Genomic DNA, 20039 nt, shown 5'->3' with positions numbered 1-20039 from the left:
AGCGCAGTGAGCGAGCCAGCCGGTAGGGACGGCAGCCGTCGTGCTGCGAGGCTGACGGGAGGCGACTCATGAGTCGGACTCGATCCCGCGCCGTGGTCCTTGACCAGGCGTGCGTCGCGGCCGTCGACCTGGCCAGAGCCGCGGTCGAGGAGAATGTCAGGCCCGGAGAGGTGGGCGAGCACCTCGGGGTCGAGGGTGAGGGCGACCGCGTCGTCACCCATTACTTCGCCTGTCTCGACCGCGCCTACCGGGGCTGGCGCTGGGCCGTCACGGTCGCCCGCGCCTCGCGGGCGCGCAACGTGACGGTGAGCGAGGTCGTGCTCCTGCCCGGCTCGGGGGCCCTGATGCCGCCGCAGTGGGTGCCGTGGAGCGAGAGGCTGCGTCCCGGCGATCTCGGCGTGGGCGACCTGCTGCCCACCTCCGACGACGACGACAGGCTCGCGCCCGGTTTCACCGAGACCGACGACGACTCCGACCATCAGATGATCTTCGAGTACGGTCTCGGCCGGGCCAGGGTGCTCTCCCCGATCGGCCGCGACCGCGCCGTGCGGCGCTGGCACTCCGGCGAGTCGGGACCGCACACCCCGCTCGCGCACGCCGCGCCCGCCCAGTGCTCCACCTGCGGCTTCTACTGGCCGCTCGCGGGCGCGCTGCGCACCGGCTTCGGGGTCTGCGCGAACGAGTACGCTCCCGACGACGGGCGGGTCGTCGCCGCCGACCACGGTTGCGGCGCCCACTCCGAGGCCGCCGTGCTGCCGCACCAGGTCGAGCCGACCTCGCCGATCCTCGACGACCTCTCCTACGACACCGCCGAGCACGTCTCGGAACCAGACCTGGCCGGATCGGTGGACGACACCGCCTCCGAGCCGCTCGGTCACTCCTGACCCGGCGTCGCCGGGCCGCTCCCAACCCGGGGCACCACCGGGTCCATCCCGCCCCGCCGCCCGCCCCCGCGGCACACCCGGCCGTCGCGGCCGGGAGCCGCTTCCGTGGCGTCCTGGCCGTACTGGTCGTCCTGGCCGTCGCGGCCGGGGCACCTGGTCGCGCGGGGCTTCGACCTTTGGAAGCATCGCCTTGACTGACATCTTCGGCACCGAACGACTGCGTTCCGCCGTCCTGGCCGCCTGGACGGCCTCGCCCGCCCGTTTCCGTGAGGACGCCAACGCGGAGGAGGACTTCGCACTCGGCGGCTACCGCGACCGGCTGATCGTCGAGCTCGCCCAGAACGCCGCGGACGCCGCGCTCCGCGCAGGGGTGCCCGGACGGCTCCGCCTCTCGCTGCGCGAGGGCGTGCTGTCGGCCGCCAACGTCGGCGCCCCCGTCGACAGGTCCGGGATCGAGGGTCTGTCCACGCTGCGTGTCTCCGCCAAGCGCGACGACGCCCACGCCGCCGGCCGGTTCGGCGTCGGGTTCGCGGCCGTGGTGTCGGTCTGTGACGAGCCGGTGATCGGCTCGCTCGGCTCCGGGGTCGTCCGCTGGTCCCGTGACCAGACCGCCGCCCTGGTGGCCGCGGAGCCCGAGCTGGCCAAGGAGCTCGCCGAGCGCGGCGGGCACGTACCGCTGCTGCGTCTCCCCTTCCCCGCGGGCCCGGTGGAGATCCCCGCGGGGTTCGACACGCTCGTGCGGCTGCCGCTTCGTGACGAGGCGGCCGAGGAGGCCGTACGGGCGATGCTGCGGGAGACCAGCCCCGCCCTGCTGCTCGGCCTGCCCGCCCTGGAGTCGATCGAGATCGACGTGGACGGCGAGACGCGGACCGTCACCTCCGAGGGCTGGAAGGTCGTCTCGGACTCCGGGCGGTTCACTCCCGAGCAGGTGGCCGAGCTCTTCGCCGACCGCCCGACGGAGGAGCGCTCCCGGCCGCACTGGCTGGTCCGCTGGGCGGTGCCCGTCACCGCTCCCGTGCCCGCCACCGGGTCCGAGACCGCCGGGACCGGGGCCGGTTCTGTCGAGGGCGGCTCTGTCAGGTCCGGGTCTTCCGGGTCCTCCGGGTTCGCCGGGGCGGGCGGGGAGCCCCGGCCGCTGCCCGCGCTGGTACCGCCCGTGGTGCACGCGCCCACGCCGAGCGACGAGCCGCTGGATCTGCCCGCGTTGCTGATCGCCTCGTTCCCGATGGCCACCGACCGGCGGCATGTCGCGCCGGGCCCGCTCACCGACTTCCTGGTCGAGCGTGCCGCCGACACCTACCTGGAACTGCTCGCCGGGCTGCCTCGCACTCCCCGGCTCCTCGACCTCGTCCCGGGCATGATGGGCAAGGGCGAGCTGGACGCCCGCATCCGCCGGGCGATCCTGCGCAGGCTCCCCGACGCCCCGCTGCTTCCCGCCCTCTCGCCGCCCGCCGACCCGGCCTCGTCGGGCAGGCCGGGCGGTTCCGGTGCCTCGCTCCTGCTCCCCGACCCCGCCGACGGTCCCGCCGACGCCGGTCCACTCGACGCCGGAGCCGGTATCGGCGCGGCAGGGGTCGGCTCCGGCGCGGCGGGCGACGCCTCCCCGGACGCGCTCTCCGCCGGTGCGGAGCCGGTCGTCTCCGGGCGGCAGGCGTCCGTCGTCGCGGCCCCGGCCGAGCTGCTGGAGAGGGTCGCCCCCATGATCCCCGGACTGCTGCCCGCGGGATGGCCGTCCCGGCATCCGGCGATCACCGCACTCGGCGTGAACCGGGTGCAGCTCTCCGACATCGTGGACATGCTCTCCGGCGACGCCGTCAAGGACAGGGACCCGGCCTGGTGGCGGTCGCTGTACGAGGTGCTGCCCGCCGACGACCCCGAGGCCCTCGGCGCGCTGCCGGTGCCGCTGGCCGACGGCCGCCTGGTCAGGGGGCCGCGCGGCACGCTGCTGCTCACCGACGGTTCCAGGCTGGACCCGGCGGTCCTCGCGCCGCTCGGGTTGCGTGTCGTGCACCCGGACGCGGCCCATCCCCTCCTGCTCAGGCTCGGCGCGGGCGAGGCCACGCCCCGTACCGTCCTGGAGGACCCGCTGACCCGCTCCGCCGTCTCGGAGTCGCTGGACAGCCCCGACTCCGAACCGGTGGCCAAGGCGGTGCTCGCGCTGGTCGACGCCGCCGGGCTGACCGCGGGCGACGCCCCCTGGCTGTCAGAGCTGGCGCTGCGCGGCGCCGACGGCGAGCTGTACCCGGCGGGCGAGCTGCTCCTCGCCGACGGGGCGCTCGCCGGGCTGCTCGACCGCGAGACGCACTTCGGCACGGCCGCGCCGGAGCTGGTGGAGCGGTACGGCCCCCGGGTGCTCGCGGCGGCCGGGGTGCTCGACGGCTTCGCCGTGGTCAACGACTCCGACGTCATGATCGATCCCGACGAGTGCGACCACGACCTGGACCGCGAGGACGAGTGGCTGGAGGTCGTCCTCGACCTGCTGCCCGAGACGGCCGTACCGCCGGTCGCGAGGGAGTTCTCCGCCGTACGCGACCTGGAGTACGTCGCCGACTGGCCCGCCGCCCTCGCCCTGCTGTCGCGCCCGCCGCTCCGTTCGGTCCTGCACCCGCTGCGGGTCCTGGTGGCGGGGGAGGTCGTGGAGGTGCCCTCTTACACCGCCTGGTGGCTCTCCACGCACCCGGTGCTCGCCGGCAGGCGCCCCACGGAGCTGCGGCTCCCCGCGGGTGACCCGCTGCTGTTCGGCCTGTACGGGGACGCCCCCGCCGTCGTCGACGAGGCCGCGCTGGCGATGATCGGGGTCCGGAGTACGCTGGCCGACCTGCTCGCCTCCCACGGTGGTCCCGACGAGCTGCTCGACCTGCTGGGCGACCCCTCCGTGGAGGTCGATCGCGCCCAGCTCCGCTCCCTGTGGGTGGCGCTCGCCGGCGTCGACCCCGCCCGTGTCGGGCCCCCGCGCGCCGTACGCGCCGTCCTCGGTGACGCGATCGTCGCCGTCGACGCCGAGGACGGCCGCGTGCTGTCCGTCGGCGCCGACTCCGGGGGCGACGCGGAGGCGGCGGGTGAGCCGGTCGTGGTCGAGGCGCCGGACCTGCTGCCGCTCGTCGCGGGCCGGCCGCTGATCCTGGCCCCGTTCGACCTGGCCGAGGCGCTGTCGGAGCTGCTCGACCTGCCGCTCGCCGGTGAGGAGGCCGCGGGTGAGGTGACGTCCTCCGGCGAGAAGCGCGACGTCCCGCCCGCCGTGCGGTCGCTGCTGCCGACCGCGCCCAGCGGCTACGTGGAGCACGAGAGGCTGCTGGTGGACGGTGTCCCGGCGGCCTGGAGGTTCTTCGAGGGCACGGTGCACGCCTCGGGTGTGGAGGGGCTGGCGCGCGGGCTCGCCTGGGCGTCCGGCCAGTGGGGCGACCGGCTCGCGGTGGCGGCGCTGCTGCGCGACCCGGCGGCGGTGCCGCTGCTGCTCGCCGAGGCCGACCTGGACAGCTGGACCGCCTCGACCTAGACGATCACCTGGGCGCTCGGGGGACGCCGACGGCGCCGCGAGGCGGAACCGTGGGGATGATCCCTGGGCGCGCTCGGGGGCGTCCCACGGTGAAGTACGGCGACGACGGGGTGGGGAAACCACGGGCGGGCGGACCCCCGGGCGCGGCCCGGGGGTTTACGTGATCGTGGTGGTCGGCTCGATCGGCCCTTCGGCCTCGGGCGGCGGGCGGCGGTTGCGGCGGCGCACGTACCAGAGGCCGAAAAGGCCGCCGCAGATGCCCGAGACACAGGTCCAGATCCACCAGCGGTGCTCGGGGCCCGGCTGCGCGACGAGAAGGACGACCAGGGCGACGGCCCACAGGCCGGTACCCGTGAGGATCGTGAGCGTGTCGTTGGTCTTCAACGGCTGCAGATCCGGAGGTCGTGGCTGGTTCACGCGCTCCAGACTAGGTGACGACCTCTCACTATTCGCAAAACGGGTCACGTGAAGGCGCGAATCCATCTCGAAACCATCACCATCGACGGCCGGGCCTTCCGAGAAGGAAAGCTCGCTGTCACTCTGCGCGAGTGAGCGATGTTAAAAATCCTGAATTAAGTAAAGTTGACCGCTTCTTCTTCATCTCCGACCGTGGCTCGTCCGTGGGCAGGGAGGTGCGCGGTGGGTTCGCCACGTTCTTCACGATGGCCTACATCGTCGTGCTCAACCCCTTGATCATCGCCACCGTCCCGGACGTCGAAGGCCAGTTCATCGGAGACGGGAGCTCGCCCAACGTCCCGCTCGTCGCGGCGGGCACCGCCCTGGTGGCCGGACTGCTCAGCATCCTGATGGGGATCGTCGGCAGGGTCCCCTTCGCGATGGCCGCGGGCCTCGGCCTGAACGCCTTCGTCACCTACGGCATCGCCTCGCAGATGTCCTGGGAGTCGGCGATGGGCCTGGTGTTCCTGGAGGGCGTGATCATCGGGCTCCTGGTGCTGACCGGGTTCCGTACCGCGGTGTTCAACGCCATCCCGCCCCAGCTGAAGACGGCGATCAGCGTCGGCATCGGCCTGTTCATCGCGCTGATCGGTTTCGTGGACGCCGGCTTCGTCCGCCGCGTGGCCGCCGGGCCGCCGCTGGAACTCGGCATCGGGGGCTCGCTGACCAGCTGGCCGATCCTGGTCTTCGTGGTCGGCCTGCTGCTGATCGTGCTGCTGGTGGCGCGTCAGACCAAGGGCGCCATCCTGATCGGCATCATCGCCACCACCGTCCTCGCGGTGATCGTCGAGGCCGTCACCAACGTCGGGGCCTCGGTGACGCCCGGCCAGCAGCCGAACCCCGCGGGCTGGCAGCTCGTCGTCCCCCAGCTGCCCGAGCAGATCTTCGGCTTCAACAACCCGCTGGTGCTCTTCAGGGAGTTCGACCCGCTCGGCGCCTTCGGCTCGGTCTCGGTCGTCCTCGCCCTGCTGCTCATCTTCACCCTCCTCATCACCGACTTCTTCGACACCATGGGCACGATCGTGGGCGTCGGCGGGCAGGCCGGGCTGATCAAGGAGGACGGCACCCTGCCCAGGACCCGCGAGATCCTCCTCGTCGACTCGATCGGCGCGGCGGCCGGAGGCGCGGCCTCCGTCTCCTCCAACACCACCTACATCGAGTCGGCCGCGGGTGTCGGCGAGGGCGCACGCACCGGCCTCGCCAGCGTCGTCACCGGCGTGCTGTTCCTGCTGGCCATCTTCGTCTCGCCGCTCGTCGCCGTCGTCCCCTACGAGGCCGCGGCTCCCGCCCTGGTCGTGGTCGGCTTCCTGATGATGACCGCCATCCGCGAGATCGACTTCACCGACTACGAGATCTCGATCCCGGCGTTCCTCACCATCGTCCTGATGCCGTTCACGTACTCGATCGCGAACGGCATCGGCGCGGGCTTCGTCACCTTCGTGCTGATCAAGGCCATCAAGGGCAAGACCCGTGAGGTCCACCCGCTGATGTGGACGGTCGCGGGCCTGTTCGTCGTCTACTTCGCACTCGGTCCGATCAAGACCATGCTCGGCCTCGGCTGAGCGACGCGCGGAAGGCCGTCACGGTGATCCGAGAAGGTGGTCACCGCGACGGCCTTCCGCGTTCTCGTACGCCATGGCGGGCCGAGAGCGGCCACCGGCGCACCAGGAGTGGCGTCCGCGGCCCAAGATCTGCGATTTCCCGGCCTCAGATCATGACGGTAGGACGGCTGCTACCTGATTTGCATGCTCGCGAGCATGCAAATCAGGTAGCAGCCGGGTATGGATCGCTCGCCTCGCCTTGCTCGTGAGCGCTGTCCCGTACGCCGCGCCGAACCCCTGAGAACGAGGTACGGCCGTCACGGTGATGATGCACCGTGACGGCCGTACGTGCTCCCGTGCGGTTGTGCTCAGCGTCCCCGGGGGCCGGCGGGGATCAGACCCGCGCGGTACGCCTTGAGGACGGCGTCGGATTCGGCCTGGGTGAGCGTGCCCGCGGTGACGGCCTCCTTCAGTCGTTCGGCGAAGGCCGTCTCGACCTCGGCGCGGCGCTGCTGGTCGAGCGTCTCCAGCGCTGCGACGACCTTGTCCGCGCTGATCCCGAGCTTGCCGGCCAGGGCCTCGGCCAGTCGTTCCTGAGGGGCGGCCTTCTTCGGCTCGTCCTGCGTGGCGTTCGGCTCGTCCTGCGGGGCGGTCTTCTCCGTCTCGTCCTGCTCGGGGGCCTTGGGAGGCCGGCCGGGACCGCCTTCCTTTCTGATCTCCTCCAGGGCCGTGGTGACCTTGTCCTTGTCGACCCCGAGGATCTCGGCGAGCTTGGCGGCCATCTCCTCGTGATGGCCGGGGCCATGGAGACCACCGTGACGGCCGGGACCGCCGTGCGGGCCGCGCGGGCCGTCGGGGGCGGTGCCGGGGGTCTCCGAGGAGGAGGACGACGGCGCGGGGGTGGGGCTGGTCGCCCAGGCCGCCACGGGGACGGTCAGCCCGGCGGCGAGAGTGGTGCCGGCACCGGCGATTATGATCATGCGCTTGGTGCGGTTCATGTGACTCCTTGTCCGATGAAGGGCATGGCACTTACCGGACCGATGGTCGGCCGACCGTCTGAGACCTCCCTCATCCCGAACTGAGAATTCCATGAGATCCGGCGCCGCGTGAGGACGAGAAGCCGGGTGGCACCCCGCTGCCCCTCCGCCGGCGTTTCGGGATGCGCGACGGCGGCTTCGAGGGGCGAGGCGGGCGGTGAGATCCTGGTATGAGAGGTCGCTCCTTCGAGAGACCTCGGCTTCCGCAGGGGGAGTACGGCCGGACCCTCCGGCGTTTCCACTGGGTGTCGAGCTCTCCCCGGGGTTCCCGGCGAGGAACCCCGGGTGCTCCGGGCGGGTTGGCGATCTCCCGTCCGTCTGGCACGCTGTACGGCCCCGCGCCGAGAAGAAAACCCCTCTGGAGGGAATCACGTGCATCCGTATATAGTTAGCAAAGGTAATGACTTACGCTAATGAACCACCCCAGGAAGGACCACGTCGCGAGCCTGCGCAGCGACGCCGGTCTCGCTTCGGCTCTGCGCGTGTCGCTGGCACGACTGAACAGACGCCTGCGCAGGCAGGCCGCGGTGCACTCGTTGACGCCCACCCAGCTCGCGACGCTCGCCGCCGTAGAACGGCATTCCGCGATAACCCCCGGCGAATTGGCCGAGTTGGAGAAGGTGCAGCCGCCCTCGATGACACGCGTGATCGCCGTGCTGGCCGAGCGGGAGCTGGTGTCACGCACACCGCACCCGACCGATCGGCGCCAGGTGACCGTGAGCGTGACAGAGCAGGGCTCAACGCTGCTGAGGGAGGAGCGGCGCCTCAAGGAGGCGTGGCTGACACAGCGGCTGAAGGAGCTGACACCCGAGGAGAGGGCGACGCTCCGGCAGGCGGCTCCGATACTGGAGAAGCTCAGCCGGATCTAGCCGAACCCGAAGAACCGGAAGAACCCGAGCAACTCGGGGTTCCACACGACGCCCGGGTCTCACGTGACACCGGGGTCTCAGACGACACCGGGGTCTCAGACGACGCCGAGGTCTCTGCCGCGCCTGGGGGCGAGGCGGGAACGCGGTCGCGGGGGGAGCGGGACGACGCGCCGGGCCGGGAGCCCGGCGCGAGTCCGGCCGGAGAGTCGAGCGGGGGAACCGGCGCGAATCCGGCGGGTGAGCCGGGCGGCGAATCCGGTGCGCATCCGGCGGGCGAGCCGGGTGCGCCGAGCGGGAGCCCACGCAAGAAGATCGGACTGAGGGCGAGGATGAGGCGGCGGCGGGCCGCGCGGGCCGCCGCCGCGAGCGAGTTGCAGGCCACGGAGAGCGGGACGGCCCAGCCCGTGCCCGAGACGCGGGGCGGGATGTTCCGCTCCCTGCGCGTCTACAACTACCGGCTGTTCGCGGCCGGAGGCGTGGTCTCCAACGTCGGCTCGTGGATGCAGCGCACCGCGCAGGACCTGCTCGTGCTCGACCTGACCAACGGCAGCGCCTTCGCGCTGGGCGTGACCGTCATGCTGCAGTTCCTGCCGTTGCTGCTCTTCGGCCTGTGGGGCGGCATGCTCGCCGACCGCTACTCCAAGCGGCTGCTGCTGATCGTCGCCCAGTCGTTCATGGGCCTGCTGGCGCTCACCATGGGCGTGCTCGTCGTGACCGGCTCGGCCCAGGTCTGGCAGGTGTTCGCGATGGCGTTCCTGCTCGGCCTCATCGCCTGCGTCGAGGTGCCGACCCGGCAGTCGTTCGTCGTGGAGATGGTCGGCCGCAAGGACCTGTCCAACGCGATCGCGCTGAACGCGTCGAGCTTCAACCTGGCCCGCGTGGTCGGCCCGGCCGTCGCGGGTGTCCTGATCTACGCGTTCGGCGGCACCGGTCCGATCTTCCTGATCAACGCCCTGTCCTTCGCGGGCGTGCTCGCCGGTCTGCTGCTCATGCGCACCTCCGAGCTGACCACCCCAGAACCGGTGCCGAGGGCGAAGGGGCAGCTCCGCGAGGGCCTGCGGTACGTGATGGCGCGGCCCGAGCTGCTCATGCCGATACTGCTGGTCGCCTTCGTCTCGCTGTTCACGCAGTCGTTCTCGATGTCGATCGCGCTCATGGCCCGCGAGGTCTTCGGGGCGGGCGCGGCCTCGTTCGGGCTCGCCTCCAGCATGTTCGCGGTCGGTGCTCTCGCGGGTGCGCTCATGGCGGCACGGCGGGTACGGCCCAGCCGGAGACTGCTGGTCGGCGGCGCGGTCGCGTTCGGCCTGTTCCAGATCGCGAGCGGCCTGGCCCCCTGGTACCCGCTGTACCTGGTCTCCCTCGTGCCCGCGGGCATCGCGTTGATCTCGGTGAACACCGCGGCCAACGCCAGCGTGCAGCTCGCCACCTCGCCGGAGATGCGCGGACGGGTGATGGGGATCTACGTGCTCGTGTTCACCGGCGGAGCCCCGATCGGCGCGCCGCTGCTCGGCTGGATCTCCGAGCTGGGCGGCCCGCGCGCGGGGGTCATGGTGGGCGGTGCGCTCACCCTGATCGGTTGCGGTGTGGCCATAATGCTGACGAGGGTGATCGGCAGGAGGTCGCGTGCGGCCGTCCGTGGAATCCCCGCCGCCACCGGTGCGTGACGAGCCCGTTCTCGCCGTCGAACGCGAGGGCCGGACCCGCTGCGGGGCCGGGGACCGCCACGAGACGGTCGAGGAACGGCGCCCGGGGCGCGCGCACCCCGTGGGCAGAGCTAGGCTCCAGGGCGTGGATCGTCCCCGTCGCTGGCTGCTGCCCACGGTGCTCGCACTGCTCGTGCTCCTCGTGGTGATCGGCGCCCTGGTGTCCTAGCCTCCCGGCGCTACCAGGCGTAGTGCTCGGGCGCCGTCTTGAAGCCGGGGAAGATCTCGTCCAGGCGGGCGAGGGCCTTCTCGTCCAGCACGATCTCCAGCGCCCTGGTGGTGCCGTCGAGCTGGTCGAGTGTGCGCGGCCCGATGATCGGCGCGGTGACGACCTTCTGGTGGAGCAGCCACGCCAGGCCGACGTTCGCCGGATCCTCGCCCAGCTCGTCGCAGAACTCCTCGTAGCGCTCGATCTTGTCGCGGTGCTTGTCCAGCTGCTTGGTGATCTGCTCCGAGGCCGAACGTCCCTTGTCGATCTTCCGCAGGATGCCGCCGAGCAGGCCGCCCGCGAGCGGGCTCCACGGGATCAGGCCCACCCCGTAGTCCTCGGACGCCGGGATCACCTCAAGCTCGGGCTCACGGACGATCAGGTTGTAGTGGGACTGCTCGGAGACCAGGCCGAGGCTGTTGCGGCGCCGCGCGCTCTCCTGGGCCTTGGTGATGTGCCAGCCCGCGAAGTTGGACGACCCCACGTACAGGATCTTGCCCTGCTGCTTGAGGATGTCCATCGCCTCCCAGAACTCGTCGAACGAGGTGTTCCGGTCGACGTGGTGCGCCTGGTAGAGGTCGATGTAGTCGGTCTGCATCCGCTTCAGCGACGCGTCGGCGGCACGGCGGATGTTGAGCGCGGACAGCTGGCCCTCGTTGGGCCAGTCGCCCATCGAGCCGTAGAGCTTCGTGGCGATCACCGTCTTCTCGCGGCGCCCGCCACCCTTCGCGAACCAGCGGCCGATGATCTGCTCGGTGACGCCCTCGCCCTTCTTCCAGCCGTAGACGTTGGCCGTGTCGAAAAAGTTGATCCCCAGCTCGTGGGCGTGGTCCATGATCGCGAAGGAGTCGTCCTCCGTGGTCAGGGGGCCGAAGTTCATCGTGCCCAGGCAGAGGCGGCTGACCTTCAGGCCGGTACGGCCAAGCTGCGTATAGTCCATGTGTCCACCCTAGGTACCTGGAGTGCACTCCAGGCGAGTGGATTGCGTGAGAAATCGGCGCCGGTCGGACCCGCCACGTCTGTGCCGCCCGTACGCACGGCCGGGGCATGATGGCTGAATGCTGAGTAAGCGGGGGGAAGTCGTGGTTCGCGTGTTCGCGGTGGCCTGCCTGACCGTGGCCACGGTCCTCGCGGGCCAGGGCGCGCGGGCCGGCGACGGTGAGGGCGTTCGGGAGGACGCGGGACACGGCGTACGGGCGGACGCGGGGGACGGCGTACGGGCGGATGCGCGGGAGGACGCGGGTGGGGACGTCGCGCGGGCCGGCGACGAACGGGAGGCGGGGGCGGACGACGGGGCGCGGATCCTCTTCCGTTTCAAGGACAGCCGGATCACCGAGTCGAGCGGGCTGGCGGTCTCGCCGACCGGCAAGGACATCTACTACACCCACAACGACAGCTCCGCGGGCCCGGTGTTCTACGCGGTCGGCCCCGACGGGCGGACCCGCGCGACCTTCACCCTGCGAGGGGCGGAGTCCCGCGACTGGGAGGGCATGGCGGCGTCCACCGACCCGCGGACCGGTCAGGGGGTGCTCTGGTTCGCCGATATCGGCGACAACCTGGAAGGAGCATGGCCTGATATTTCCGTATACAAGGTGGCGGAGCCCGCCGTGATGAGGGACGCCGTCGTCCCCGCGGTGCGCTACCGGTTCCGGTACGAGGACGGCGGACGCAACGCCGAGGGAATCATGGTGCACCCCCGTACCGGCCGCCTCTACATCGTGACCAAGCAGTTCGCCGGTGCCGTCTACCAGGCACCGAAGCGATTGCGCACCGACAGGGTCAACATCCTCCGCAAGGTCGGGCCCGCGCCCATCATGGCCACCGACGCCGCCTACGCACCCGACGGATCGAGCTTCGTGATCCGCACCTACTTCTCGGCCACGGTCTACCGCGCCCCGGGAGAGCAGATCGCCCGGGTGACGATGCCGGAGTTGCGACAGGCCGAGTCGATCACCTACACCCGCGACGGCAGATACCTGCTGACCGGCAGCGAGGGAAGCCGCAGCCCGGTCTACCGGGTGCCGCTGCCCGCGGCGGCCCTCGGCACCTCCGAACCCGCCTCCGCCCTACGCCAGGCGGCCCCCACACCGACCTCCGACACCTCCGGCGAGCCGGTGCCCACCCCGGTCGCCGGGGCGAGGACCGGTGAGGACGGTGAGAGCACGAGAACAGCGGGTGACGGCGCGGAGGCCGGGGTGCCGGTCCTGGCCGTGCTCCTCTGGCTGGTCATCGCGACGGGCGCGATCGGCACCATCACCCTGATCGCCCGCAAGACCCGCTGAGGGACCTCGGAGGCTCACTCAGCCGGGGGACTGGGTGTCGCGGCGGGCGGCGCGGTCGAGGGCGGTCGTCACATCGGGATCGACGGGAAACCAGGTGGAGAGGTCGGTCATCCGCAGGAGGCGGCTGAGGACGTCCGAGATTCCGGCGAGACGCAGCCACCCGCCCGCCTCCGAGGCCAGCCGCGCACCGCTCAGGAGCACCCGCAGCCCGGTGGAGTCGCAGAAGGTGATGCCTTCCGCGTCGATGACGATCCGCGGTCGGTGGTCGGCGACCAGTCGTTCGATCGTCTCCCTGAGCAACTCGCTGGAGTTGTGGTCGATGTCACCCACGACCGTGATCACGGCGCAGTCCGCGTGTTCTTGGCGATCGACGTCGATGGAGAGTTCTCTGCTCATCGCCTCGTATCTCCACCCGGTGACGCGGTCGGTTCTGGCCGCCATCCGGCCTGATCAAGGTATACCCCTCCGTGCCACCGGGGTGGGCGACGGTCGGGAGACATGTGCGTAACGGCTGTGGGAACCCGCCGGCCGCCCTTCCCTCCAGGAGCCGGTCCGGGGATCTCGCGCCGACCTCGGAAATCGGTGGGCTCGTGGTCTCGTGCCGCCCCTGGGAGGCGGCACGAGATGTGATCTCACGGCTCGGGAGGTGGTGCGGGTCGTGATCTCGTGGCGAAAATGAATGACCGCATAACGATTTATTGCCCCGACATATTCGCGTATTCCTTGACCGGCCTGGGCTTGTTTCCCGCATTGGCAATGACGGTTAAGAACCAGGCCGGTTATCCCTTCTCCTGCGGTGATGGTTGCCGATAACTTTCAGGCATGCGCGTTTTGGTGACCGGAGCGTCAGGTTTCGTCGGCTCGCATGCGGTCGCCGCGCTCCTCGCCGACGGGCATGAACCGCTTCTTCTCATACGCGATCCCCGGAAAACACGCGAGGTGCTCGCCGCCGTCGGGGTGACGGAGGAGGTCCCCCTGCACACGGCCGATATCCGCGACGCGGCGGCCGTACGGGACGGGCTCGAACGGTGCGACGCGGTCATTCACGCCGCCGCGGAAATCGGGATCATCGGCCAGGCCGGAGATCTGGGCGGTACGAATGTGACCGGGGCGAAGAACGTCCTTGGACAGGCCGTGGAACTCGGTCTCGACCCGATCGTGCATATTTCCACCATTGGCGTCTTCGTGCCCCCGGCCGGGCCGGTCATCACGACCGAGAGCCCGCTCTCCACGCCGAGGAACGAGTACGGCAGGAGCAAGATCTCCGCCGAACGCTACGCGAGGAGGCTCCAGGACCAGGGGATGCCGATCACGATCGTCTACCCGGCCGGGGTCGTGGGGCCGTACCAGCCCTCACTGGACGCGATGGTGGAGGGCCTGCGCGCCGGGCTGGAACAGGGCTGGCCGATCACCGCGGGCGGCGCCAACATCGTCGACGTACGGGATCTGGCCGTCGTGCTCGCCCGCTGCCTCGAACCGGGGCGGGGGCCGCGCCGGTTCATGCTGGGCGGGCACTACCTCACCTGGGCGCAGCTCGCCGACGTCTGCGACGAGGTGACGGGGAACCGCTGCAGGAGGTTCCGTATCCACCGCTCGGTGCTGCGCGGCGCGGCGGCCGTGGGTGACGTGATGAAGCTGATCAAGGAGATCGACTACCCGCTGACCAGGGACGCCGTCGAGATGATGGTCACGATGGTCCGCACGTACGACACCCCGACCCTGGAGGCGCTCGGCGTGAGCCTGCGGCCGGTCCAGGAGACCGTCGCCGACTCGCTGCGCTGGCTGGCCCAGGAAGGACATCTCACCGTCGACAAGGTCGGGAGGCTGGCGGGTAGTGTCACGCGATGACGCGTCTTTCGTCCCAACGGGCGCGATCACCTCAGATCACCCAGATCGCTCGGGCCACCCGGATCACCTCGGATCACCGCATGATCGCTCCACAGGGGACCCCGGGGGAAATCCGTAGGGACCCGTAAGGAGAGGGGAGGAACCGGCGATGAAGGTCGGGATCGTCGGTGCGGGAATCGTCGGGCTGGCCGTGGCCAGGGAGACGGCGCTGACCTACGGGGCCACCGTGACCGTCCTCGACAAGGAGGACCGCGTCGGGGCCCACCAGACCGGGCACAACAGCGGAGTCGTCCACGCCGGGATCTACTACCGCCCCGGCTCGCTCAAGGCCAGGCTCTGCAGGGAGGGCGTCGCGCTGCTTCGGCAGTACTGCGCCGAGCACCGCATCCCGTACGACGAGGTCGGCAAGCTCGTCGTCGCCTCCACCGGCTCCGAGCGCCCCGAACTGCGGAGCATCGCCGAGCGGGCCCGCGCGAACGGGGTTCCCGGCATCGCCGAGCTCGACGCGCTCGCCCTGCGCGAGATCGAGCCGCACGCCGTCGGCGTGGGCGCCGTGCACTCCCCGCACACCGCGATCGCCGACTTCCCCGCCGTGGCCCGGCGCCTCGCCCTGGACGTGGAGGAGAGCGGTGGCTCGGTGCTGCTCTCCCATCCGGTGCGTGCCGTACGGGAGACCGCGAGCGGGGTGAGCGTCGTGGCGGGGGAGCGGACGCTGGACTTCGACCGGGTGATCGTCTGCGCCGGGCTCGGCACCGACACCGTCGCGCGGATGGCGGGGGTCCCCGGCGACGTGCGGATCGTCCCGTTCCGCGGCGAGTACTACGCGCTGGCCGGGGAGGCGAAAGACCTGGTCCGCGGGCTCATCTATCCGGTTCCCGACCCCCGGTACCCGTTCCTCGGCGTGCACCTGACCCGCAGGATCGACGGCGAGGTGCTGGTCGGCCCCAACGCGGTCATGGCGCTGGCGCTGGAAGGCTACTCCTGGCGAAACGTCGACCTCGCCGACCTGGGCCGGACCCTCGCCTGGCGGGGCACCCGGCGGCTGGCGGCGAGGCACTGGAGGACCGGGGTGCGGGAGGTGGCCGGTTCGATGGGTAAAGGATCGTTCCTGAGGGCCGCGCGCCGTTACGTCCCGGCCCTCACCGCCGCCGACCTGGTGAGGACCTCGGGAGGCGTCCGCGCACAGGCTGTGGACAGGCAGGGCGGCATGCTGGACGACTTCGCGATCGACGTGCACGGCCGCGTCGCCCTCGTGCGCAACGCCCCCTCACCGGCGGCCACATCGAGTTTGGCGATAGCCAGGCATATTGTGGGGTTAGCCTCTGTCTTGACCAGTTAACTGCTTTCTCATGTGGGCCGGTGAAAATAGACCAGTGACCGACTCACCCGAGGCACGTCTGCTGATCGTCGAGGACGAGCCCAACATTCTCGAACTCCTGGCCGCGAGCCTGCGGTTCGCCGGGTTCGGCGTCAACACGGCGGGTAACGGCACGGAGGCCGTCGCCGCCGTCCAGCGGCACCGGCCCGACCTCATCGTCCTCGACGTGATGCTCCCCGACATGGACGGCTTCGACGTCGTACGGCGCCTGCGCGGCGGCGGCAGCGACACCCCCATCGTCTTCCTCACCGCGCGTGACGCCACCGAGGACAAGATCCGAGGGCTGACCATGGGCGGGGACGACTACGTGACCAAGCCGTTCAGCCTGGAGGAGGTCGTGGCCCGCATCCGGGCCGTGCTGCGCCGTACCAACTCCGGCGAGCTCAGCCCCAGGCCGCCCCGGCTCACCTTCGCCGACATCGAGCTCGACGAGGAGAGCCACGAGGTGTGGCGCAAGGGCCGGGCGGTGGCGCTGTCGCCGACGGAGTTCAAGCTGCTGCGCTACTTCATGGCGAACGCGGGGCGGGTGCTGTCCAAGGTCCAGATCCTCGACCACGTATGGGACTACGACTTCAGGGGCGACGTCGGGATCGTGGAGTCCTACGTCTCCGTGCTCCGCCGCAAGATCGACAATGTCGACCCGAGGCTGATCCACACCCTGCGCGGTGTCGGATACGTGCTGCGCCTGCCACCGGCCCCGTGATGCTCAACGCGACCCCGCTGCGGGTGAAGCTGATCGGCGTCATCCTGCTCCTGCTCACGGTCGCGCTCGCCCTCATCGGTGTCGGCAGCGTCTCGATCATGCGCGGCTACCTGATCGACCGCGTCGACAGCCAGATCGACATCACCACCGACTCCGCGCTGCGCCGCATGAACAACCGGGGCATCATCGCGCTGGGGGGCAAGTTGATGCCCTCCGACGCCAGGCTGGAGCTCCGCGACGGGAACAACAGGACCCTCGTCCTGCTCAGCGGCATCGACGTGGAGGGCAAGCCGGGGCCGGACATCTCCCACGGCAGGGTCGGCGAGCTGTTCGAGAACGGTGACTGGCGGGTCCGGGTGACCTCGCTGGACACCGGTGAGAGCCTCATCGTGGCCGTGGACATGAGCGAGGTGCGGCAGATCGTCGGCCAGCTCGCGCTGGTGGAGCTCCTCGGCGGAGGCGGCCTGGTGCTGATGCTCGCCGGAGCCGGTGTAGTGATCATCCGCAGGAGCCTGCGCCCGCTGGAGGAGATCGAGCGCACCGCCGAGGCGATCGCCGCCGGAGACCTGGGCCGCCGCGTCCCCGACGCCGACCCGCGCACCGAGGTGGGCCGCCTCGGCCGGTCGCTGAACGGCATGCTCGCCCAGATCGAGGCGGCCTTCCGTGCCCGTTCCGAGTCGGAGTCCTCGGCCCGCAGCTCGGAGGAGCGCATGCGCCGGTTCGTCGCGGACGCCTCGCACGAACTCCGCACGCCGCTCACCTCCATCAGGGGCTTCGCCGAGTTCTACCGGCAGGCGCCCGGCATCGACGCCGCGCCGCTGATGCGCAGGGTCGAGTCCGAGGCGGTCAGGATGGGCCTGCTCGTCGACGACCTGCTCATGCTGGCCAGGCTCGACCAGCAGCGCCCGATGGTCATGCGCCCGGTCGACCTGCTCGCCATCGCCGCCGACGCCGTCCACGACGCCCGTATCCTCGCTCCGGAGCGCGATGTCACGCTCTCGGTGGACGGCTCCGCGCTCATCGTCTCCGGCGACGAGGTACGGCTCCGCCAGGTCGTGGGCAACCTCATGACCAACGCGCTCACCCACACCCCCGAGGGCACCCCCGTACGGGTGCTCCTCTCCAGCGACGGCTCCGGCGACGGCGACATGGCCGTCATCGAGGTCGCGGACGAGGGGCCGGGCCTCACCACCGAGCAGCGCGAGCGCGTCTTCGAACGGTTCTACCGCGCCGACTCCGCCCGGGGGCGGCGCGCTCCCGAGGACGGCGGAAGCGGTCTCGGCCTCGCCATCGTGGCCGCGATGGTCGAGGCCCACGGCGGCCGCGTCGCCGTGGAGTCCGACCCGGGCAAGGGGGCGACGTTCCGGGTGGTCCTCCCCCTCGCCTCGGAATCCGACTGATCTCCCTCCGGTACGACGCCGTCGGCTTCTGGCCCGGTTGTACGGAGGGCCACCTGCCGGGTTCCGGTTCGCGGATGTCCCCCTGTTCGGGGTGGGGGCGGCCGGTGTCCTGCCGGGGCCGGGCCGCGGACGGTGTCTCGGGGTCAGGCCTGTAGGTAGCGCAGTACGGCGAGAACCCGGCGGTGGTCGTTCTCCGACGGAGACAGGCCGAGTTTGGTGAAGATCTGCGTCACGTTCTTCTCCACCGAGCCGTAGGAGAGGAACAGCGCGTTGGCGATGGCGTTGTTGGAGCGCCCCTCCGCCATCATGGCCAGCACCTCGCGCTCCCTGGGCGTGAGCGTGCCCAGGGTCTCGATGCGTCTGCTCGCGCCCATGATCTGGGTGACGACCTCGGGGTCGAGGACGGTCTCCCCGGCCGCGATCCGGTCGAGCGCGGTCAGGAAGTCCCTGACGTCGGCCACCCGCTCCTTCAGCAGGTATCCCACCCCGTGGGCGCCGTCGGCGAGCAACTGGGCGGCGTAACGCGTCTCGACGTACTGGGAGAACACCAGCACGCCCACACCCGGATGATCACGGCGGATCTCGATCGCGGCCCGCAGGCCCTCGTCCGTGTGCGAGGGCGGCATGCGCACGTCGACCACGGCGATGTCGGGGTGGTGTTCCGCCACCGCCGCCCTGAGCGCGTCGCCGTCGCCCACCGCGGCCACCACCTGCCGGCCGCGCGAGGTGAGCAGCATGTGGAGGCCGTCCCTGAGCATCACGGCGTCTTCGGCGATCACGATGCGCATGCGCTTCTCCGTTCAGATGTGCAGGGGAAGTTCGACGGTGATCACCGTAGGTCCTCCCGCTGGACTGCGGACGTCGATCGTGCCGTCCACCATCCCGGTCCGCGCGGCCAGGCCGCGCAACCCGGTTCCGGTGTTCGTCGCCGCGCCGCCGACGCCGTCGTCCCGCACGATCAGCGTCAGCAGGCCGTCACCCGCCCGTACGTCGACCGAGGCGTGTCCGGCGCCGCTGTGCTTGGCCACGTTGGCGAGGAGTTCCGCCGTGCAGAAGTAGGAGATGGCCTCGATGGCCGGAGCGGGCCGCTCCGGCAGATCGGTTTCGAGCCTGACGGGGACCGGGCTCCGTGCGGCGAGCGTGGCCAGCGCCGTCTCCAGCCCTTTGTCGAGCGCGGGCGGGTGGAGGCCGCGGATCAGGTCACGAAGTTCGGCCACCGCCTCCTTGGCACCGCGGTGCGCGCTGTCGACGAGGGCGCGGGCGCGCTCCAGCCGTTCGGGACGATGGGCGTGCTCAAGATCTTCCTGGACCATGCCCAGGTTCAGGGCGAGCGTCACCAACTGCGCGGCCGTCCCGTCGTGCAGGTCGCGCTCGACCTGACGAAGTCTCGCGGCCGCGTCGTCCACGGCCATCGCGCGAGCCTGCTCCAGCCTGCGGATTCGCGCGGCGCCGGGATCCGGCCCGAGCAGCGTCCTGGCGAGCGTCCGCTCGGGGGCCAGCGCGTGGTGGACGCCCCAGGGGGCGAGAAGCAGCAGCGCCAGCCCGGCCGCGCTCATCAGCACCGCTCCCGGCCAACCGCTGGGAGACAGGTGCGCGAAGGCGGGGGATCGCCACCACAGGGGACAGCAGAGCAGAAGCAGGCCACCTCCCCACAATCCGGCGGTGACGGCGAAGGCGACGACGGCCGCCGGCAGCCGGACCAGCCCGTGGATGACGGCACGCCATCCCGTCACGTCACCGAGCGCCGCTCCGAGCCGGTTCAACAGGCCGGGCCCGGTACGGAACGGGGCAGGGGCGGTCACCCGCACTCCGGCCAGCACCCGGGCCAGCCCTCGATTGGCCGTGCCGAGCCCTCTGGCCGCGAACACGCTCAGGGCCAGCATCGGTATTCCGACGAGGTTGACCGTCATGGCGACGCTGAGCAGTACGAGAACGAGATGGACGAGGCCGATTCCCGCCATCAACGGCATCATCAGCGCGTAAACGAGCTCGCGCCATGTCCGTCCCCGCACCGGAGCGGTGATCAGCGCGTGAACGAGCTCGCGCCACGTCCGCGCCGTGGTCATCGGCGCGTGAACGAGCTCGCGCCAGGTCCGCCCTCGCGCCGGAGCATTCATCGGCGCACGCCGCAGGCCGGAACCTCCCCCTACTTGCTTGCCCACGCCCTTCCCCCTGACGGACAGCCTGCCGGTGGTCCGCCATACAGCTTGAGGGACGTTCGCCGGCGAGGACAG

17 protein-coding genes are annotated in these 20039 nt (G+C 71.0%); 11 read left to right on the top strand and 6 right to left on the bottom strand.

Annotated elements, in window-relative coordinates; all coding sequences use genetic code 11:
- The first annotated feature begins 68 nt into the window (after nucleotides 1–68).
- Together ABT352_RS17070 and ABT352_RS17065 are read left to right on the top strand one after the other, a co-directional pair.
- Nucleotides 69–884: a DUF3027 domain-containing protein gene (locus tag ABT352_RS17070; RefSeq protein WP_350945783.1), complete on the top strand. Its 816-nt coding sequence runs from the start codon at nucleotides 69–71 to the stop codon at nucleotides 882–884.
- A gap of 190 nt (nucleotides 885–1074) precedes the next feature.
- Nucleotides 1075–4380 carry a sacsin N-terminal ATP-binding-like domain-containing protein gene (locus ABT352_RS17065; protein ID WP_350945782.1) on the top strand — a complete coding sequence of 1102 codons (3306 nt, stop codon included), beginning with the start codon at nucleotides 1075–1077 and terminating at the stop codon, nucleotides 4378–4380.
- A 156-nt stretch (nucleotides 4381–4536) separates the two neighbouring features.
- Here ABT352_RS17065 and ABT352_RS17060 read toward each other — a convergent pair whose 3' ends face one another.
- Entirely contained in the window at nucleotides 4537–4797 is a 261-nt protein-coding gene (locus ABT352_RS17060) for a DUF2530 domain-containing protein (RefSeq protein ID WP_350945781.1), read from the bottom strand.
- Nucleotides 4798–4928: 131 nt separating this feature from the next.
- Between ABT352_RS17060 and ABT352_RS17055 the strand changes: the two genes are divergently transcribed.
- Nucleotides 4929–6398 carry an NCS2 family permease gene (locus ABT352_RS17055; RefSeq protein ID WP_350945780.1) on the top strand — a complete coding sequence of 490 codons (1470 nt, stop codon included), beginning with the start codon at nucleotides 4929–4931 and terminating at the stop codon, nucleotides 6396–6398.
- A 347-nt stretch (nucleotides 6399–6745) separates the two neighbouring features.
- Here ABT352_RS17055 and ABT352_RS17050 read toward each other — a convergent pair whose 3' ends face one another.
- Nucleotides 6746–7375, bottom strand: coding sequence for a hypothetical protein (locus tag ABT352_RS17050; RefSeq protein ID WP_350945779.1), 630 nt, complete (start codon nucleotides 7373–7375; stop codon nucleotides 6746–6748).
- 452 nt (nucleotides 7376–7827) lie between these two features.
- Between ABT352_RS17050 and ABT352_RS17045 the strand changes: the two genes are divergently transcribed.
- The 3 genes from ABT352_RS17045 to ABT352_RS17035 all read left to right on the top strand — a co-directional run bounded on the left by ABT352_RS17045 (nucleotide 7828) and on the right by ABT352_RS17035 (nucleotide 10155).
- On the top strand, nucleotides 7828–8283 hold the full coding sequence (locus ABT352_RS17045) for a MarR family winged helix-turn-helix transcriptional regulator (protein WP_350945778.1): 456 nt from the start codon (nucleotides 7828–7830) through the stop codon (nucleotides 8281–8283).
- A 329-nt stretch (nucleotides 8284–8612) separates the two neighbouring features.
- The gene (locus ABT352_RS17040) at nucleotides 8613–9947 is read left to right on the top strand and encodes an MFS transporter (RefSeq protein WP_350945777.1); all 1335 of its coding nucleotides are present in this window, start codon (nucleotides 8613–8615) and stop codon (nucleotides 9945–9947) included.
- Nucleotides 9907–10155 (top strand): hypothetical protein, encoded by a 249-nt coding sequence (locus ABT352_RS17035; RefSeq protein WP_350945776.1) that lies wholly within the window; start codon nucleotides 9907–9909, stop codon nucleotides 10153–10155. Before ABT352_RS17040 ends, ABT352_RS17035 begins: the two co-directional genes overlap by 41 nt.
- Nucleotides 10156–10165: 10 nt before the next feature.
- Here ABT352_RS17035 and ABT352_RS17030 read toward each other — a convergent pair whose 3' ends face one another.
- Nucleotides 10166–11134, bottom strand: coding sequence for an aldo/keto reductase (locus ABT352_RS17030; protein WP_350945775.1), 969 nt, complete (start codon nucleotides 11132–11134; stop codon nucleotides 10166–10168).
- Between the two features lie 118 nt (nucleotides 11135–11252).
- Here ABT352_RS17030 and ABT352_RS17025 point away from each other — a divergent pair, with 118 nt between their 5' ends.
- Complete coding sequence (locus tag ABT352_RS17025) at nucleotides 11253–12476, top strand: hypothetical protein (protein WP_350945774.1); 1224 nt, start codon at nucleotides 11253–11255, stop codon at nucleotides 12474–12476.
- An 18-nt stretch (nucleotides 12477–12494) separates the two neighbouring features.
- On the opposite strand, the gene ABT352_RS17020 is transcribed toward ABT352_RS17025, so the two are convergent.
- The gene (locus ABT352_RS17020) at nucleotides 12495–12872 is read right to left on the bottom strand and encodes an STAS domain-containing protein (protein ID WP_350945773.1); all 378 of its coding nucleotides are present in this window, start codon (nucleotides 12870–12872) and stop codon (nucleotides 12495–12497) included.
- Between the two features lie 426 nt (nucleotides 12873–13298).
- Between ABT352_RS17020 and ABT352_RS17015 the strand changes: the two genes are divergently transcribed.
- From ABT352_RS17015 to ABT352_RS17000, 4 genes are all read left to right on the top strand, one after another.
- Nucleotides 13299–14324, top strand: a complete 1026-nt coding sequence (locus tag ABT352_RS17015) for an NAD-dependent epimerase/dehydratase family protein (RefSeq protein WP_350945772.1) — start codon at nucleotides 13299–13301, stop codon at nucleotides 14322–14324.
- A gap of 148 nt (nucleotides 14325–14472) precedes the next feature.
- Nucleotides 14473–15663 (top strand): L-2-hydroxyglutarate dehydrogenase, encoded by a 1191-nt coding sequence (lhgD, locus tag ABT352_RS17010; RefSeq protein ID WP_350945771.1) that lies wholly within the window; start codon nucleotides 14473–14475, stop codon nucleotides 15661–15663.
- A 34-nt stretch (nucleotides 15664–15697) separates the two neighbouring features.
- The gene (locus ABT352_RS17005; protein WP_350945770.1) at nucleotides 15698–16405 is read left to right on the top strand and encodes a response regulator transcription factor; all 708 of its coding nucleotides are present in this window, start codon (nucleotides 15698–15700) and stop codon (nucleotides 16403–16405) included.
- Nucleotides 16405–17805, top strand: coding sequence for a HAMP domain-containing sensor histidine kinase (locus ABT352_RS17000; protein ID WP_350945769.1), 1401 nt, complete (start codon nucleotides 16405–16407; stop codon nucleotides 17803–17805). The genes ABT352_RS17005 and ABT352_RS17000 overlap by 1 nt, the downstream gene beginning before the upstream one ends.
- 143 nt (nucleotides 17806–17948) lie before the next feature.
- On the opposite strand, the gene ABT352_RS16995 is transcribed toward ABT352_RS17000, so the two are convergent.
- Together ABT352_RS16995 and ABT352_RS16990 are read right to left on the bottom strand one after the other, a co-directional pair.
- Entirely contained in the window at nucleotides 17949–18593 is a 645-nt protein-coding gene (locus ABT352_RS16995) for a response regulator transcription factor (protein ID WP_350945768.1), read from the bottom strand.
- A 12-nt stretch (nucleotides 18594–18605) separates the two neighbouring features.
- Nucleotides 18606–19967 carry a sensor histidine kinase gene (locus tag ABT352_RS16990; protein WP_350945767.1) on the bottom strand — a complete coding sequence of 454 codons (1362 nt, stop codon included), beginning with the start codon at nucleotides 19965–19967 and terminating at the stop codon, nucleotides 18606–18608.
- Nucleotides 19968–20039: the final 72 nt, after the last annotated feature.

Source organism: Streptosporangium sp. NPDC000563 (genome assembly GCF_040299985.1).
Taxonomy (GTDB): domain Bacteria; phylum Actinomycetota; class Actinomycetes; order Streptosporangiales; family Streptosporangiaceae; genus Streptosporangium.
This window is presented reverse-complemented; position numbering and strand designations above follow the sequence as displayed.